The organism is Halegenticoccus soli, from assembly GCF_002844195.1.
In the GTDB taxonomy this organism is placed as follows: Archaea; Halobacteriota; Halobacteria; order Halobacteriales; family Haloferacaceae; genus Halegenticoccus; species Halegenticoccus soli.
On the sequence record NZ_PEND01000002.1, the window covers coordinates 63416 to 79772 of the forward strand.

Annotated in this window: 17 protein-coding genes and 1 pseudogene; 8 read left to right on the forward strand and 10 right to left on the reverse strand. The window is 69.2% G+C overall.

Annotated features, from left to right (window positions below; all coding sequences use genetic code 11):
- The first annotated feature begins 60 nt into the window (after positions 1-60).
- On the forward strand, positions 61-1869 hold the full coding sequence (locus CNO20_RS05165) for an ATP-dependent DNA helicase (protein ID WP_101295088.1): 1809 nt from the start codon (positions 61-63) through the stop codon (positions 1867-1869).
- A 328-nt stretch (positions 1870-2197) separates the two neighbouring features.
- The gene (locus CNO20_RS05170; RefSeq protein ID WP_101295089.1) at positions 2198-2389 is read left to right on the forward strand and encodes a DUF7317 family protein; all 192 of its coding nucleotides are present in this window, start codon (positions 2198-2200) and stop codon (positions 2387-2389) included.
- A gap of 60 nt (positions 2390-2449) precedes the next feature.
- On the opposite strand, the gene CNO20_RS05175 is transcribed toward CNO20_RS05170, so the two are convergent.
- The 4 genes from CNO20_RS05175 to CNO20_RS05190 form a co-directional block, all read right to left on the reverse strand.
- Positions 2450-3187, reverse strand: a complete 738-nt coding sequence (locus tag CNO20_RS05175) for a CAP domain-containing protein (protein ID WP_101295090.1) — start codon at positions 3185-3187, stop codon at positions 2450-2452.
- Positions 3188-3369: 182 nt separating this feature from the next.
- Positions 3370-4485, reverse strand: a complete 1116-nt coding sequence (locus CNO20_RS05180) for a 60S ribosomal export protein NMD3 (RefSeq protein WP_101295091.1) — start codon at positions 4483-4485, stop codon at positions 3370-3372.
- A 217-nt stretch (positions 4486-4702) separates the two neighbouring features.
- The gene (locus CNO20_RS05185) at positions 4703-5329 is read right to left on the reverse strand and encodes a phosphoribosyltransferase (protein ID WP_101295092.1); all 627 of its coding nucleotides are present in this window, start codon (positions 5327-5329) and stop codon (positions 4703-4705) included.
- 79 nt (positions 5330-5408) lie between these two features.
- Positions 5409-6302: an NAD-dependent epimerase/dehydratase family protein gene (locus tag CNO20_RS05190; RefSeq protein WP_101295093.1), complete on the reverse strand. Its 894-nt coding sequence runs from the start codon at positions 6300-6302 to the stop codon at positions 5409-5411.
- Positions 6303-6431: 129 nt separating this feature from the next.
- Here CNO20_RS05190 and CNO20_RS05195 point away from each other — a divergent pair.
- The 6 genes and pseudogenes from CNO20_RS05195 to CNO20_RS05220 all read left to right on the forward strand — a co-directional run.
- A pseudogene (locus CNO20_RS05195) lies at positions 6432-7418 on the forward strand (formate/nitrite transporter family protein); the annotation flags it as partial.
- A 149-nt stretch (positions 7419-7567) separates the two neighbouring features.
- Entirely contained in the window at positions 7568-8434 is an 867-nt protein-coding gene (gene htpX / locus CNO20_RS05200; RefSeq protein WP_101295095.1) for a zinc metalloprotease HtpX, read from the forward strand.
- Positions 8435-9040 (forward strand): PspA-associated protein PspAB, encoded by a 606-nt coding sequence (gene pspAB, locus CNO20_RS05205; protein ID WP_101295096.1) that lies wholly within the window; start codon positions 8435-8437, stop codon positions 9038-9040.
- A 202-nt stretch (positions 9041-9242) separates the two neighbouring features.
- A complete protein-coding gene (gene radA, locus CNO20_RS05210) occupies positions 9243-10274 on the forward strand; it encodes a DNA repair and recombination protein RadA (protein ID WP_101295097.1) in 1032 nt (343 codons plus the stop codon).
- 321 nt (positions 10275-10595) lie between these two features.
- Positions 10596-10856, forward strand: a complete 261-nt coding sequence (locus CNO20_RS05215) for an AbrB/MazE/SpoVT family DNA-binding domain-containing protein (protein ID WP_101295098.1) — start codon at positions 10596-10598, stop codon at positions 10854-10856.
- A gap of 2 nt (positions 10857-10858) precedes the next feature.
- Positions 10859-11266, forward strand: coding sequence for a PIN domain-containing protein (locus CNO20_RS05220; RefSeq protein ID WP_101295724.1), 408 nt, complete (start codon positions 10859-10861; stop codon positions 11264-11266).
- Positions 11267-11349: 83 nt separating this feature from the next.
- Here the strand turns inward: CNO20_RS05220 and CNO20_RS05225 are convergent, their stop codons facing one another.
- From CNO20_RS05225 to CNO20_RS05250, 6 genes are all read right to left on the reverse strand, one after another.
- Positions 11350-11976: an HD domain-containing protein gene (locus tag CNO20_RS05225; RefSeq protein WP_101295099.1), complete on the reverse strand. Its 627-nt coding sequence runs from the start codon at positions 11974-11976 to the stop codon at positions 11350-11352.
- An 87-nt stretch (positions 11977-12063) separates the two neighbouring features.
- Entirely contained in the window at positions 12064-12489 is a 426-nt protein-coding gene (gene sufU, locus CNO20_RS05230; RefSeq protein ID WP_101295100.1) for a Fe-S cluster assembly sulfur transfer protein SufU, read from the reverse strand.
- A gap of 159 nt (positions 12490-12648) precedes the next feature.
- On the reverse strand, positions 12649-13842 hold the full coding sequence (gene thrC, locus CNO20_RS05235; protein ID WP_101295725.1) for a threonine synthase: 1194 nt from the start codon (positions 13840-13842) through the stop codon (positions 12649-12651).
- Positions 13843-13923: 81 nt separating this feature from the next.
- A complete protein-coding gene (gene sufS, locus CNO20_RS05240) occupies positions 13924-15204 on the reverse strand; it encodes a bifunctional cysteine desulfurase/selenocysteine lyase SufS (RefSeq protein ID WP_101295101.1) in 1281 nt (426 codons plus the stop codon).
- 105 nt (positions 15205-15309) lie between these two features.
- The gene (locus CNO20_RS05245) at positions 15310-15612 is read right to left on the reverse strand and encodes a DUF424 domain-containing protein (RefSeq protein ID WP_101295102.1); all 303 of its coding nucleotides are present in this window, start codon (positions 15610-15612) and stop codon (positions 15310-15312) included.
- Entirely contained in the window at positions 15612-16349 is a 738-nt protein-coding gene (locus CNO20_RS05250) for a tetratricopeptide repeat protein (RefSeq protein ID WP_101295103.1), read from the reverse strand. Before CNO20_RS05250 ends, CNO20_RS05245 begins: the two co-directional genes overlap by 1 nt.
- Between the last annotated feature and the right edge of the window lie 8 nt (positions 16350-16357).

Below are 16357 nucleotides of genomic sequence, written 5' to 3' on the forward strand. Positions count from 1 at the left end.
GCGTCGAATCCGCGTCGCCGAAGCCGGTGGATTTAGGCCGGCCGCCAGTCACAACCGACCGTGGACCCGGAGCGCATCCTCGACGAGTTTCCCGCCCCGAGCTTCCGCGGCAACCAGGAGCGGGCGCTCCGCGACGTTCGGGACGCGTTCGCCGCCGGCAACGACGTGGTCCTCGTCCGCGCGCCGACCGGCAGCGGCAAGTCGCTGCTCGCCCGCGCGATCGCCGGGGCCGCCCGCCGGCTCGACGAGGCGGAGCCGAAGGAGGCGACCGGCGCGTACTACACGACCCCGCAGGTCTCCCAGCTCGACGACGTCGCCGGCGACAAGTTGCTCTCGGATCTGAAGGTCATCCGGGGAAAGCGAAACTACACGTGCATTCTCCCCGGCGAGCACGACACCCCGGTGAACCGCGCCCCCTGCGCCCGGCAGAAGGGGTTCGACTGCTCGGTGATGCACCGCTGCCCGTACTTCTCCGACCGCGCCATCGCCTCGGGCGGCGGCGTGGCGGCGATGACGCTCGCGTACTTCATGCAGACCGCCGGCTCGGACGTGTTCAGAAAGCGCGACGTGGTCGTCGTCGACGAGGCGCACGGGCTCGCCGAGTGGGCGGAGATGTACGCCACCATCGAGCTGAAGCCGCGGACGGTCCCCGTCTGGGACGACGTCGGCGTCCCCGAGGTCGACGCGGCCGCCGATCCCGTCGAGCGGGCCGCCCGGTTCGCCGAGACGCTCGTCGGGGTCTGCTCGCGCGCCAAGGACGACCTGCTGGCGAAGCCGGAGCTCACGCCCGAGGAGGCCGCCCGTCGGGACCGGCTTCAGGAGCTCATCTCGGAGCTGAACTGGTTCGTCGACGACTACCGCGACCCCGAGAGCCCGACGACGTGGGTGGTGGACCAGGCCCCCGGAGCGTCGACGGCCGGCGGGAGCGGCGCAGACGGGAAGGGGGGACCGATCACCATCAAGCCGCTGAACCCGGAACGGTACCTGCACCACACCGTCTGGGACCGCGGCAACGCGTTCGCGCTCCTGTCGGCGACCATCCTGAACAAGGACGCCTTCTGCCGGCAGGTCGGGCTGAACCCGGCGAACGTGGCGCTGGTCGACGTGGCGCACACGTTCCCCCTCGAAAACCGCCCGCTGTACGACGTGACGCGGGGGAAGATGACGTTCGAGCACCGGGACGAGACCGTCCCGAAGATCGCCCGGCTGCTCGTCCGCCTCATGGCGAAACACCCCGACGAGAAGGGGATCGTTCACGCGCACTCCTACGCGATCCAGGAGCGCCTCGCCGACCTGCTCGTCGACTTCGGCGTCGGCGAACGCGTGCGCGTCCACGGCCGCGACGACCGCGACGCCGAACTGGAGGCCTGGAAGGCGAGCTCCGACCCCGAGCTGTTCATCGCGGTGAAGATGGAGGAGGCGCTGGACCTCAAGGGCGACCTCGCGCGGTGGCAGGTGCTCTGCAAGGCGCCGTACCTCAACACCGGCGACTCCCGCGTCGCCCGGCGGCTCGAAGAGGGGCAGTGGGCGTGGTACCACCGCGCCGCCCTCCGGACGGTCATCCAGGCCTGCGGCCGCGTCGTGCGCGCGCCGGACGACTACGGCGCGACCTACCTCGCGGATTCGAGCCTCCTCGACCTGTTCGACAGGGCCCGAAGCGACATGCCGCCCTGGTTCGAAGCGCAGGTGTCCGCGATGACCGAGCCGACCCTGCCCGAGTTCGACCCGGCGGCCGCGCTCGGGAACGTGTCGGCGGGCGGACGATCCCGGCGGTCCCGGCGGTCGCGTCGGGGACCGTCGCGGACGACGCGATCGAGCGCCGACAGGCGGAAGGATCACCCGCTGTCGGACGTGTGGGGCGACAACTAGAGGAAGAGGCTCACGCTGTAGACGATCGAAGACCCGACCATGAGCGCCGCGAGCAGCAGCGCGATGAGCTGTTGGCGGTCCATGTGCGCGGCTCGGTCCGGCTCGGTTTATGTCCTTTGGCGCGCCGCTCCGACTGGGCAAATATTGCAAGTGTCGCGAATATTGCCGGACAAGTCCAACACGATTCTTCATACAGCAATACGAACGTATGATAGTCTCGGGAAATAGATAACGAATGTACTGATTTAGACGGAGCAAATCGAAGTATTGCTACTATTTCTCACGATACCTTTACATGCTTTGTTTCGGTACGTGGTACCGAAGACTGATGCACACCCACTCCCTCACGCAGGCCCTGACCCTGTATCAGAGCGGCACGCTCACGCTCGGTCAGGCCGCCGCCCGCGCCGGCCGCTCGGAGGACGAGTTCGAGAAAACGCTCCGTCGCTACGGCCTCCCCGTCCGCCCGGAGCCGGTTTCGGTCGAGACGACGACCCGTCGCCGGGTCGGAGCCGACTGAGACACCTGAGTCGACTCAGGGCCGGTCTCGCCCCGACGCCCGGCCGCCCGATCGTCCCCTTTAGCAGAAGTTCTGCGTCGCGTAGACCGCCGTCCGCCCGTCCTCGGTCGTCACCGCGACGCCGATCCCCTCGTTCTCCCAGTACGGCTGGAGGAGGTTCTCGCGGTGGCTCGGGGAGTTCATCCACCCCTCGACGATCGCCGCGGCCAGCTCCTCTTCGGTCTCGTACCGCTCGACGCCCCCGTCGGTCGCGACCGGCGCGCCGCGGTAGTTCTTCGCGATGTTCTCCCCGCCCGTCGCGTACTTGAGCCCGGAGACGCGCACCCGGCACTCGTAGCCGAACTTTTCGTAGCGGTCGCTCAGGTCCTCTCCTTCGGGGGAGACGTGGGCGAAGTAGCCGCGCTCGGCCATGTCCTCCGAGTGGTACCTCGCGACCTCGCGGAGCTCCGGATCGAACGCGACCGGGTCGAGGCCCCGTTCGGTCCGCCGGTCGTTCACCTCGGCGTGGATCGCGTACTCCAGCGCGGTGCGGTTGACGCCGTGCTGAACCGCCTCGTCCGAGACCGCCGGCCGGTCGGCGGGCTCGCGGTCGTCCCCGCCGAGCGGCGGGAGGTCGGGCCCGCCGTCGATCCCCAGCGCGCCGAACTGCGCGGCGAGGAGGGCCGCGCCGGCGAGGACGGCGACGAAGAGCAGAAATCGGACGATCGCGCCGACGATCGATCCGACGATACCCGCCCGAAGCGGGCCGGAGGGCTCTGCCCCGCGCCGTCGCCGGTCGCGGGCTTCGTGCGTAGACATCGTCTCTCGGACGACCGTGCGGTCCGGAGGACTATGTGCCGTTCGGCTCCTCTCACTCGGTGGGAATTCCGCGCCGCCGGGCGGTGCGGCGTATCGGCGCGTCGCGTCGCCCGGCACGTCGCCCCGGTCGACGCGACCGCGGCTACCGTCGCCGAACGAAGTGGTCGTCGAGCGATCGTCGGTCAGCCGTCGAGGGCGTCCTCGGGAACGACGTGGAGCCCGGCGCGGCTCTTGAACACGGGCACGGTCGCGGCGTCGGGATCGAAGAAGTCCGGCCGGGGGATCGTCTTCGACTCGAACGTCTCCGGGTCGAGCACCTGCACGGCGTGTTCGTCCTCGACCGTGACGACGGTCGTCTCCGCCGCGTCCTCGACGGTTCCGAGCGATCGGGCGTCGGGCGCTTCGCCCTCCTCGAAGCTCGACTCGTACCGTTCGCCGGAGACCAGCCTGATTCCCTTGAGGTTCCCGCGGACGCTCCGGACCAGCACCGGTCCCTCCCCGTCGGACGGATCGATGATGTCGCCCGGCGTGAACTCCGGCAGGCGGACCGCGTAGGTGACCCGGTAGACCTCGTTGCCGTCCTCGTCCTCGGTGACGAGCGTCGGGTGGGTGTTCACGCGCCCGCCGAGCTCGCGGGTGATGCGGTTCGCGATCGCCTGCCCGAGCTGGTTCGTCGAGACCTTGACGTCGACCCCGTCGGCGACCTCGTCGATCTCGGTGATGAACGCGTCGCGGTCGCCCGCTTCCTCGCGGTCGGCGACGAACTCCTCCGCGATCTCGACCGCGCGGCGCTCCTCGTCGGCCGTCGGCGTCCGCTCGTCCGCGCGGACCTGCACGACGCCCGCGTAGTAGCCGCCGGCGATGCGGCCGCAGCGCTGGCAGGTCCCCCGGGAGATCTTCACCGGGACGACGACTTCCTCCTCCACGGGCGTCCCGCGGACGACGCCCGAGAAGTAACAGTGCATCCGGATGGTGTTCTGGTCGACCTGCTCCGGTTCGACGGCCCAGGCGACGTCCTCGGCCTTCACGTGGACGCCGAGCGCCTCGGAGACCGACTCGACGGCGACGTCCGTGTAGTCGCGCGCCCCGACGTCGACCCAGCGGTTCCCCCGGTGGACCGCGCCGCAGCTCGAACAGACGAGCACCTCGACGCGCTCCGGCGCGTCCACGAGGTCGAAATCCTCGAAGTAGCACGCGTCGCAGAGCGCCTCGTCGCGGTCCCGCGGCGACCCGGGCAGCGGCTCGTCCCGCTCGGGCACCGGGTTTCCGCAGCGCGGGCAGAACTCGCGGGATGTCATCGCCCCCGCTACGCCGGTGCGACGTTTAAGCCCCCCGAACGCGGTCCGCCCCCGGTTTCGATCGACCGTCTCGATCACCGCCCCCACCGCCGACCACCGCCTCCCCACCGCCGATTACCGCCGATCCCCGTCGACCACCGTCGAGCGCCGGATCGTCGCGCTCCGCGACCGCGCGGTTCCCTCGCCCCGAGGGCGACTCACGCGCTCCGGGGGTGAGTCACTCGTCCCGGAGGTACTCGATCGCCTCCTCGTCGGGGACCTGCCTGAAGTCCCGGTAGTACGCGCCGACCGCGCCGAAGCCGGCGGGCGTCTCCACCGCGACGATCCCGTCGGCCTCGCCGCGGAGCTCTTCGACGGCTCTGGGCGGGGCGACCGGCACCGCGAGCACGGTTCGCTCCGCGCCGGCCTTCCGGATCTGCCGGAGGCAGGCGACGGCCGTCGCGCCCGTGGCGAGCCCGTCGTCGACGAGCGCGACCCGCTTTCCCTCCAGGTCCGGGAGCGCTTCGCCGCCGCGGTACTGTTCGACTTTCCGCCGCGCGGCTTCCGCCTCCTCCCCCCGGGTCCGCTCGACGTACTCCTCGGAGACGCCGAGCTGTTCGACGAGGTCGTCGTTGAGCCAGACGCTCCCGTCGCCGGCCACCGCGCCGATCGCCAGCTCCGGGTTGTGCGGCGCGCCGAGCTTCGACGCGACGATCACGTCGAGCGGGACGCCGAGGCGGTCCGCGACGGCGCGCCCGACCGGGAGCCCGCCGCGCGGGATCGCGAGCACGACGTCGACTTCGATCCCGCGCTCGACGAGGCGATCGCCCAGCCGCCTCCCCGCGTCGGTTCTGTCGGTGAACATGGCTCACCGGAACTAGGACCGCGACGATGTTAAGGGCTCACACGCGTCGCCCCGCTCACTCGTCGAGAAATCGCACCGCTCACCGATCCAGGAGCGACGGCGGCTCGACCGCCTCGTCGGCCGCTTCGCGCCACGAGTGCGCCGGCGTCCAGCCGAGCAGGCGTTCGGCCTTCGCGGTCGACAGCGCCGACTCGTCGCCCTCGACGCGGCACGGCTCCGGGACCGCGCCGAAGAACTCCTCGACGACCGCGGCGGTCGGGCGGTCGAGGTAGTTCTCCGCCGCCGCGGCGTGGAACGCCTCGTGGCCGTCGAAGTCCGCGTCGAGCGCGGCGGCGACGACGCCGGCCACGTCGCGCGCGTCGACGTACGACCAGAAGTTGCCCGCGCCGGCCGCGAGATCGCCGAGCACCTCCTCGGACCGGCAGTTGTACTCCCCGGGATACTGAATCCACGACGGGCGGATCGAGGCCACCGGCACGCCGTACCGCCTGGTCACCATCTTCGCGATCTCCTCGCCGACGACCTTCGAGGTCCCGTAGGGGTCCTCGGGGCGCATCGGGTGCGTCTCCGCGATCGGGAACTCGTCGGGGAGCGTCTTCTCGCGGGCGAACGGGAAGCCGTACGCGCTCTCGCTGGAGGCCCAGACGACCCGCGCCCCGGCGCGGCCGGCGGCGACGAGCGCGTTGTACGTCGAGAGGGCGTTCGTCTCGAAGACGCGACCGCCCGGGTGCCGCGTCGGCGAGGGCAGCGCCGCCCAGTGGACGACGGCGTCGGGGCCCACCTCGGCGACGAGGTCGAACGCCTCGCCGCGGTCGGTGAGGTCGGCGGCCCGGAAGTCGATCCGGTCGCGCTCGGGCACTTCGAACCCCGGCTGCGACAGGTCGACGCAGACGACGTCGTACTCCCCGGCGAGGCGGTCGACGATCCAGCGGCCCGAGCGGCCGAGGCCGCCGGTGACGAGCGCGGTTTCCATGCGTCGACCGACGGCCGCGGCCGACTATTAGTCCCCTCCGGCGGCAATCCCGGCCGGCTCTTCGGCGTCACGGAGCGCCTCCGGAGAGCGATTCCGATCGGCGGCGCCCTCCTGCCGGCAAGTACGGTTATGCCCTCTCGCCACCTCAGTGGAAACGCCTACAGGAGCGAGTGCAGCGTGAGTGACGACGAATCCATTTCAGAGACGGACGTTCGAGAGGCTGTCGAGCGCTCGCGGAGCGGCGCGCCGGCCGCCGGGAAGGCGGTCAGAGATCGGTTCTCCCCGGACGAGATCTTCCAGCGCATCATCGCCGCGGCCGACGAGGAGATCACCGCCGGCAACCGGGAGCTGTTCTTCAGCGGGCTCGCGGCCGGCTTCGCCATCACGCTGACGTTCTTCCTCCACGCGTCGGTGACCGCGTCCACGGGGGACGAGACGGGGCTCGTCGGCGGGTTGCTGTACCCCCTCGGCTTCGTCTACATCATCCTCGGCGGCTATCAGCTGTACACCGAGAACACGCTCCCGCCAGTCGCGCTGGTCCTCGAACGCATCGCGAGCGTTCCGGCGCTCCTGCGAATCTGGACGATCGTCCTGATCGCCAACGTCGTCGGGGCCGGCGTCGGCGCGTTCGTGCTGGCGAACACGGGCGTCCTCTCGACGGAGGCCGTCACCACCGCCGCCACGTTCGGCGCCGAAGGGCTCGAAACCTCCTGGTGGGACCTCTTTTTCAAGGGCGTCTTCGCCGGGTTCATCGTCGCCGGCGTCGTCTGGCTGGACTACGCGGCGCGCGACACCATCTCCCGGCTCGTCCTGGTGTACCTGGCCTTCTACACCATCGCCGCCGGCCACCTCTACCACGTCGTCGTTTCGGTCTGCGACATGTTGTTTCTCGTCTTCCGGGGGGAGATCGGCCTGTTCGCCGGCGCCTGGGAGTTCGTCTTCCCGGTGTTTCTCGGCAACACGCTCGGCGGCGTCGTGCTGGTGACCGTCGTGAACTACGGGCAGACCAGCCAACGGCGGTTCAAGACTCCGCAGGAGTCGCCCACCGAGCTTCAGCCGGAGCTGAGCTTCAAGGAGTGGATCCTCGGCGGCTTCGCGGGACGATCGTACGTGCCGCCGTCGGGCGAGCGCGAGGCGCGCCAGCGGTGAGCGCCCGTCGAACGAAGGAGCTCCCCTCGAACGGAGCGAACGGAGCGAACGGGGCGCCCCTCGAACGAACGTCTCGCGTCGGTAGAGTTTATGCCGCTGAGACGGTAGGTTAGTGCATGAAGTGGAAACCGGACTGGGGACTCCGTGGGCGGATGGTGCTCACGATGTTCCTGCTGTTCGCCCTCTACGTCGTCTTCGTGGGGGCGCTCCTCCGAACGGGGTACGGCGTGTTCCTCCCGCTCATGGCCCTGTTCGTGCTCGCGCAGTTCTTCTTCAGCGACAAGCTCGCGCTCTACAGCATGGGCGCCAAGGAGGTCAGCGAGGAGGAGTACCCCGAGCTCCACGCGATGATCGGCCGGCTCGCCCAGCAGGCCGACCTGCCGAAGCCGAAGGTGGCGGTCGCCGACACCCGCGTCCCGAACGCCTTCGCCACGGGGCGGTCGCAGAAGAAATCCGCCGTCGCCGTGACGACGGGGCTGCTGCGGACGCTCGACCGCGACGAACTCGAGGGCGTGCTCGCGCACGAACTCGCGCACGTCAAGAACCGCGACGTGGCCGTGATGACCATCGCGTCGTTCCTCTCGACGATCGCGTTCATGATCGTCCGCTGGAGCTTCTGGTTCGGCGGCGGCCGCAACCGCAACAACGGGAGCGTCTGGGTCGCCGTGCTCGTCTCCCTCGTCGTGTGGATCGTCTCGTTCATCCTCATCCGCGCGCTGTCGCGCTACCGCGAGTTCGCGGCGGACCGCGGCGGGGCGGTCATCACGGGAAAGCCGGGCGCGCTCGCCTCGGCGCTCCTCACCATCGACGGCACGATGGATCGCGTCCCCGAGCGGGACATGCGCGAGCAGGCCGAGATGAACGCGTTCTTCATCATCCCGATCAAGAGCGGGTTCATCGGCAAGATCGCCAGCACGCACCCCTCGACCGAAAAGCGCGTCGAGCGGCTCCGCGAACTCGAACGCGAGATGGAAACCGCCTAGATGGGCCTCCTCGACTCCATCCGCTCGGTGTTCGGGCTCAGCGCCGAGGCGGACGCGACGCGCAAGGCGGACCCCGAGGACCTCTTCGGGATGAGCACCGCCTACCTGACGATGGAAGCCGACCTGGGCTACGAACCCGGTGGCGTCGCCGCGCTCTGCTTCTCGTCGGTCGACAGCACCGACTTCGCCGACACCCTCGCCGAGGTCGAGGCCATCCTCGAAGCGGGAGAGGAGGAGACGGGGACCACGTTCCGCCGACGCGAGGACTCCCACGGCTACAACTGGGTGATCCTGGAGGACTCCGACCCCGAGGATCTGCTGACGAGCGTCCACTTCGCCGCCGACGAGTTCGTCGAACAGGGGTACGGCTCGCGGCTCCTCGCGGCCGTCTTCGCCTTCGAGAAGGGCGGCGACCGCGCCTACTGGATCTACTCGTTCCGCCGCGGCGCGTACTACCCGTTCGTTCCGAAGCGCGGCCACGAGCGGGACCAGCGCGCGGAGTTCAAACTCCAGTCGGTGCTCGACGGCGAACTCGAAGTCGAGGGCGACGAGCAGTACTGGTACCCCCTCTGGCCCGACCGATCCGGCGGCCACCCCTGGGAGTAGCGACGTCGGCCCGGACGTAGCGACGCCGGCCCGAGAGCCACGCCGTCGGTTCGGGACCGACGCGTCCGACGTCGCGGCCGTCCCGTTTTCACCCATAACGTTCACGAATCGTTTGCAGTCCGCATCGTTTCCGTCTTCCATTTTCACTTCCACCACGCTGTTAACGAGACTTTATGTACCGGGCGGAACAAGCGGGAAGTACATGGCAGAAGACGACCTCGAAAGCCTCCCCGGAGTCGGCCCCGCGACCGCGGATAAGCTCGTCGAAGCGGGCTTCGACAGCTACCAGAGCATCGCGGTGGCGAGCCCCTCGGAGCTCTCGAACACGGCGGACATCGGCGAGAGCACGTCGGGCGACATCATCCGGGCGGCCCGGAAGGCGGCGGACATCGGCGGATTCGAAACCGGCGCGGCGGTCCTCCAGCGGCGCGAGACGATCGGCAAGCTGAGCTGGCAGATCCCCGAGGTCGACGACCTCCTCGGCGGCGGGCTGGAGACGCAGTCGATCACCGAGGTGTACGGCGAGTTCGGCGCGGGCAAGTCGCAGGTCACCCACCAGATGGCCGTCAACGTCCAGCTCCCCCAGGAGTACGGCGGCCTGCGCGGCAGCTGCATCTTCATCGACAGCGAGGACACGTTCCGGCCCGAGCGCATCGACGACATGGTCCGCGGCCTCGACGACGAGATCATCCAAGCGACCATGGACGACCGCGAGATCGAGGGCTCCCCCGGCGACGAGGACGCGATGGAGGAACTCCTCGCCGACTTCCTCGACAGGATCCACGTGGCGAAGGCGTTCAACTCGAACCACCAGATCCTCCTCGCCGAGAAGGCAAAGGAACTCGCCGGCGAACACGAGGACACGGAGTGGCCGGTGCGGCTGCTGTGCGTGGACTCGCTCACGGCGCACTTCCGCGCGGAGTACGTCGGCCGGGGCAACCTCGCCGAGCGCCAGCAGAAGCTCAACAAGCACCTCCACGACCTGATGCGCATCGGCGACCTGTACAACACCGCGATCCTCGTGACAAACCAGGTCGCGTCGAACCCCGACTCGTACTTCGGCGACCCGACCCAGCCGATCGGCGGGAACATCCTGGGTCACACCTCGACGTTCCGCATCTACCTCCGCAAGTCCAAGGGCGACAAGCGGATCGTCCGGCTGGTCGACGCGCCGAACCTCGCCGACGGCGAGGCGATCATGCGCGTCCAGGGCGCCGGGCTGAAGCCCGAATAGGATCGTTTTACTTCGTCGGGCGTCCTCGCGCGACGCGGTGCGTCGCGCTGCGAGCACCACTCCTCGCAACACGCTCCGCCAAAAATCTCCGCTCGCCCCTTTCAGTCGCTCGCGGTGAGTGCGCTCGTGCTCCCGCCCGAGGAATCGAGGCGTCTCCGGCGGCTTCGCGTCCGACCCGGTCGACGAAGTGGCGACGAACGCCCGGCGCTCCTCCGCGAGACGTCGCCCCTCCTTCGTCTTCGGGTGTAGAGACGCTAGCTGGACCCTCCCCATCCCCTCGACTACCCCAAATCTAAGGTATTACGGCACGTATTACCGAGCGTGAGCAAATCCACGCGCATCACGGAGAAGGGGCAGGCGACCATCCCGAAGGAGCTGCGGGACAAGTACGATCTCGAACCCGGTGACGAGGTCGTCTGGCTGGACACCGAAGAGGGTATCGTCGTGAGAAAGCGCACCCGCACCGCCGGCCGCGGGATGCTCCTCCCCGACGACACGTCGGCGGAAAAACGCGAAGAGGTGGCCGAGGAGCTCGATCGGCGCATCCGCGAGCGCCGCGACCGTAACTACGGCGAGGCGTGACCGTGACGACGTACACGGCCGACGCGGTCGCCCTCCTCGTCTATCTCGTCGACGCACTCCCGCGAGGGGCCGATCGCGCGTTCGCCGAGGCCGAAGCCGGGGAGACGGTCATCCAAGCGCCGGCCACGGTTCTCGCCGAAGTTCTCTACTCGGTTTCGCGGGACAAGGACGTCCGCGGAGTCACGCTGACCGGTACGCCGGCGGCCGCCCGACGGGCGCTCGTCGCTGACGGCCCCGTTTCGCTGACGCCCGTCGGCGACGAGGAACTCGCTGAACTCGCCGGTATCGTCCACGAATTCAGCATTCACGACGCGTTCGTCGTCGCCAGCCACCGGGCGCGAGGAACGGACGCGATCATCACGACCGACGGCGCCGTTCGGGACGCCGGCGTCGAAACCATCTGGGAGTGAGAACGGCTCGCAGACGGTTTCTCTCACAGGGTATCACGTTTATTGCTCACGACGATCGGGGTCGTCATCCCGGCACAAGGGGTTCAGGCGTCTCCGGCGGCTTCGCGTTCGACCCGGTCGACGAAGTCGGCGACGAACGCCCGGCGCTTCTCCGCGAGACGGCGGCCCTCGTCCGTGTACATCCGCTCCGGCAGCAAGAGGATCTTCTTGCGGAGGTGATTCACCTGCGTGCGTCCCGCGGACGAATCGTCGACCGAAGCGGGGAAGTCCGGATCGTAAATGGGCTGACCGAGCTCGCCGCCGTAGCAGAAACACCGGGCGAGGCCGACCGCGCCGAGAGCGTCGAGGTTGTCGGCGTCGCACAGCAGTTCGGCCTCGATGCTCGCGGGCTCGATCTCGTTCGAGTAGCGGTGGCTGTGAATACACTGCTGCACGCGGGTGATCGCACCGTCGCTCACCCCGAGACCTTCGAGAATCTTCCCGGCCTCCGTTGCACCCCACTCGGCGTGATCGTCGATCTCTCCGCGATCCTCGCGGCCGCGGCCGATGTCGTGGAGGAGAGCCGCCACCCGTAGAATACGCGTGTCGACATCGTAGGATTCAGCCAGCGTCACGGCGAGGCGTTCGACGCGTTCTACGTGGTGCCAGTCGTGCGACAGTGCGACGTCTCCGAAGTAGCTCCGCGCGCGCTTCCGAACGTCGGCGAGCATCGTTCTTCCAAGAACGACAGAGAATTTAACAGTTCGGACGCGCTCCGCCGCGCTCCCCGCGTCGGTAGGATCCGAAGAAGAGAGCGGTCAGACGTCGTCTTCGGTCGTCGTCTCCTCGATCTCGATCTCGCCCTCGTAGATCATCGCGCCGTCCTGCGCCACCTTCTCGGCGAGCACGGCGCACTTGATCCGCATCGGGCTGATGTCGACGCCGAGCATGTCGATCACGTCGTCGCGGTCCATCTCCTTCAGCTCCGACAGCGTCGCGCCCGGCAGGCGCTGGGAGAGCATGCTCGCGCTGGCCTGGCTGATCGCGCAGCCGTCCCCGGAGAAGGCGACGCGTTCGATGGTCTCGTCGTCGTCTTCGAGGCGCACGTCGATCCGGATCGTGTCGCCGCAGGAGGGGTTCTCGCCGACGTGCGAGAACGTCGCGTCCGGAAGCTCCCCGTAGTTCCGGGGATTCTTGTAGTGATCCAGAATCTGCTGCCGGTACATGTCCGAGCCCATACCCATAGTTGAACTGGGCTAGGCGAGTGCGCTGTAAAAGGATTCCGGGGAGACGTCCCGCGCGTCCGGCTCTTCCCGGGGCGGCGGATCACCCCGGTGCCGAGGCTGCGGTCGTCGGTGCCCGCCGGACCTCAATCGCCTCCCGTCCCGCCGGTCGCCGGCCGACTACCGCTTCGCCAGACGCTCGTCGAGGTCCGAGAGCGCGACCGTCTCGGTCTCGTCGCCCGCTCCGGTCCGCGCCTCCTTGAACCCGCTCCCCGTCGCGACGAGCACGACGTCTTCGTCCGCGCCGAGTTCGCCCTCCGACGCCAGCTTTCGCGCCGCCGCCAGCGCCGTCGCCGACGAGGTCTCGACGCAGAACCCCGCGGCGCGCGCGAACTCGTCCCTGGCGTCCAGGATCTCGCCGTCCGTCACCGCGACGACCGCGCCGCCCGTCTCTCGCGCGGCGACGAGCGCCCGTCGCCCGCTCGGCGGATCGGCGTTGGCGATGGAGTACGCGACCGTCTCCCCCGCGTCGACGGGCTTCACCTCGTTCGCGCCCGCCTCGAACGCCTCGGCGATCGGGGCGCACGCGGCGGCCTGCGCGAAGTAGAGCCGCGGGGCGCGGTCGATCGCTCCGGCGGCGGCGAGTTCGCGGGCGGCCTTCCAGACGCCGCTCGCGTGGCCGCCGCTGCTGACCGGAACGATGACGGCGTCGGGCGCTTCGGGGGCGAACGCCTCGCAGATCTCCAGCATCGTGGTCTTCTGCCCCTCGACGCGGAGCGGCGCGTCGGAGTTGAGAAAGGCGACGCCGCGCTCCTCGCCGAGCCGGAGGGACTCCTCGTACAGCCGCCCGTAGTCCCCCTCGACGCGGAGGACGGTCGGGCCGTACTGCGCGATGATCCCGAGCCGCTCCGCCGGGATGTCGTCCGGCACGAGCACTACGCAGTCCAGCCCGGCGCTCGCCGCGTGCGCGGCGGTGCTCATCGCCATGTTGCCGTGCGAGACGGTGCCGACGGTTTCGACCCCCGTCTCCAGCGCGAGCGCGACGCCGAGCGCGCTGCCGCGGTCCTTGAAACTCCCGGTCGGGTTCTCGCCCTCGTCCTTCACGTGGACGCGAACGCCGCCCGGATCGTCGAGGCTCGGCGTCCTGACGAGCGGCGTTCCGCCGGCCGCGTCGGCGACGCCGCCGGGGGAGGCGGCGGGCAACAGCGCCCCGTACCGCCACACGCCCGGCGCGTCGACCGTCGAGTTCCAGTCGAAACCACGGGGGTCGGTACGGACCCAGAGGTGCTCGCCGCACTCGCACCGGTAGTCGGCGACCGGCGGGGCCGCCGGCGCGGTTCGACCGCAGTCGCAGCAGGTGAGTTCGAGCGCCATGTCGAACACTCGGAAGGGGAGGCGGCGAGAAATAAGTAGGCGGCGGAAGCGGGTGCGGGCAGATGCGTCGGGGCGGTGACTCTATGCGAACAGCTGGCGCGCGTCGTCGACCGCGTCGATCAGCGCGTCGATCTCCTCGCGGGTGTTGTACACGTAGAACGACGCCCGCGTCGAGGCCGCGACGCCGAGTTTGTCGTGCAGCGGCTGCGTGCAGTGGTCGCCCGCGCGGATGGCGACCCCGTGGTCGTTGAGGATGCTGGAGAGGTCGTGGGCGTGGACACCCTCGAGGTTGAACGCGACCAGCCCGCCGCGGTCGTCGCCCGGCGGGCCGTAGATCTCGACGTCGTCGAACGCCGCGAGGCGATCGTATGCGTACTCGGCGAGGAGCTCCTCGTGCCTCTTCACGTTGTCCATCCCGAGGTCGTCGAGGTAGTCGACGGCCGCGTGCAGGCCGATTCCCTGCGCGATCGGCGGCGTGCCGGCCTCGAACTTCCACGGGAGGTCCTCCCACGTCGACTCCTCGTAGGTGACCTTGCGGATCATCTCGCCGCCGTAGAGGTACGGCTCCATCTCATCGAGGACGTGGCGCTTCCCGTAGAGGACGCCGATGCCGGTCGGTCCGCACATCTTGTGCCCGGAGAAGGCGAAGAAGTCGGCGTCGATCTCCTCGACGTCGACCGGCCGGGTCGGGACGGACTGCGCGCCGTCGACGAAGACGTACGCGCCGACCTCGTGGGCCACGTCGGCCAGCTCGGCGACGGGGTTCACCGTGCCGAGGGTGTTCGAGATGTGGACCGCGCTCACGAGCTTCGTGTCCCCGTCGATAAGATCGCGCGCGTGATCCATGTCGAGCCGCCCCTCGTCGTCGGTGCGGACGTACTTCACCTCCGCGCCCGTCTTCTCGCCGATCTGCTGCCAGGTGACGAGCGAGGCGTGGTGCTCCATCTCGGTGAGCACGATCCGGTCGCCCGGACCGAGTTCGTTCAGCCCCCACGCGTAGGCGACGAGGTTCATCGCCTCGGTGGTGTTCTTCGTGAAGACGACCTCCTCGCGGCCGCCGGACGCGCCGATGAACTCGGCGACGCGGTCGTGCGCCTCCTCGTAGGCGACGGAGGCCTCCTGGCTCAGGTGGTGGATGCCGCGGTGGACGTTCGAGTTGTAACCGTAGTAGTAGTCCACGATGGCTTCTACCACCTGCTTCGGGGTCTGGCTCGTCGCGGCGTTGTCGAGGTACACGAGCGGCTTCGTGTCGTCCGGGCCCTCGCCAGGCGTGGTGACGTCGCCGCCGACCTTCCGCCGCAGGATCGGGAAATCCTCCCGGACGGCCTCGACGTCGATCGGGTACTGTTCCTGCGTACTCATTGTCGACTAGCAGGAACTCTACCATCAACATCCCTTCGGTCCGACCGGGCGGAAGAAACCGAAACCGGTTACGTGCGCGGCGATCGTCGGCGCGGCGGTCCGACGTCAGCGCATCCAGAGCAGCTGCGCGTGGCGCGTCTCGCCGACGTCGAGCACCGTCTCCTCGTCGATGATGCCCGCCTCGACGGCGATCCCGACCGCCTTCTCGCCGACGATGTTCGCGACGGTCGCGCGGGTGAGGCTGTCGACGACGGCGTCGGCGTCGGCGAGGGTGGCCTCCTCGCCGCCGTAGAAGTCCTCCGTGACGGTGAGCGTCACCTTCCCGTTCCGGTACGTCTCGCCGAGGCAGTCGGGGTCGCAGACCGAAACCAGGAGCCCCTCGGGCGTCTCGCGTTCGCGGACGAGCATCAGTACTCCTCGACGAGGCGCTGTTCGGCCTCCTCGCGCAGCTCGTCGGCCCGCTGTTGGACCTGTTCGGCCTCCTCGTCCTCTCCGAGCTCCTCCAGCGCGATCGCCTTCTCCTCCAGCACCTCGGCGTCGCGCATACCGAGCCGGATGGCGTTGTCGAGGGCGGTGAGCGCGTCCTCGTGGAGGCCGCGTTCCGAGAGGAAGTACCCGCGGTTGTACCACGCCTGCGCGAACCGGGGGTCGATCTCGACCGCGCGCTCGGCGTGTTCGAGCGCCTGCTCGGTGTAGCCGGACTCCCACAGCGCGTACGCCAGGTTGGTCTCCGCCGTGGCGGCGTGTTCGGAGTCGTCGTCGATGCGGAGCGCCTCGCGGTACGCGCCGATCGCCTCGTCGTACTCCTCCAGTTCGGCGTGGGCGACGCCCTTGTTCACCCACGCCTCCTGGGCGTCGAGGCTGTCTTCCTCGGCGAAGCGTCCGGCGCGCTCGAACGTCTCGGTGGCCTCCTCGAAGCGGTGGATCTGCATGTACGCGAGGCCGACCTCGATGAGCCCCTGGACGTCCACGTCGTCGCGGTCCACGTTCCGCCGATCGAGGATGTCGGTCAGCGCGTGCGAATCGACCGGATCGACCTTCGTCGGATCGACCTTGAGCTCCGGCGGGTCGAGCGAGAATTCGTCGTAGTCATCGCTGAACCCCTGTCCTTCGGAGTAGCGATGCGGTCGGTCGCCGTCTTTCATGCCCCGGG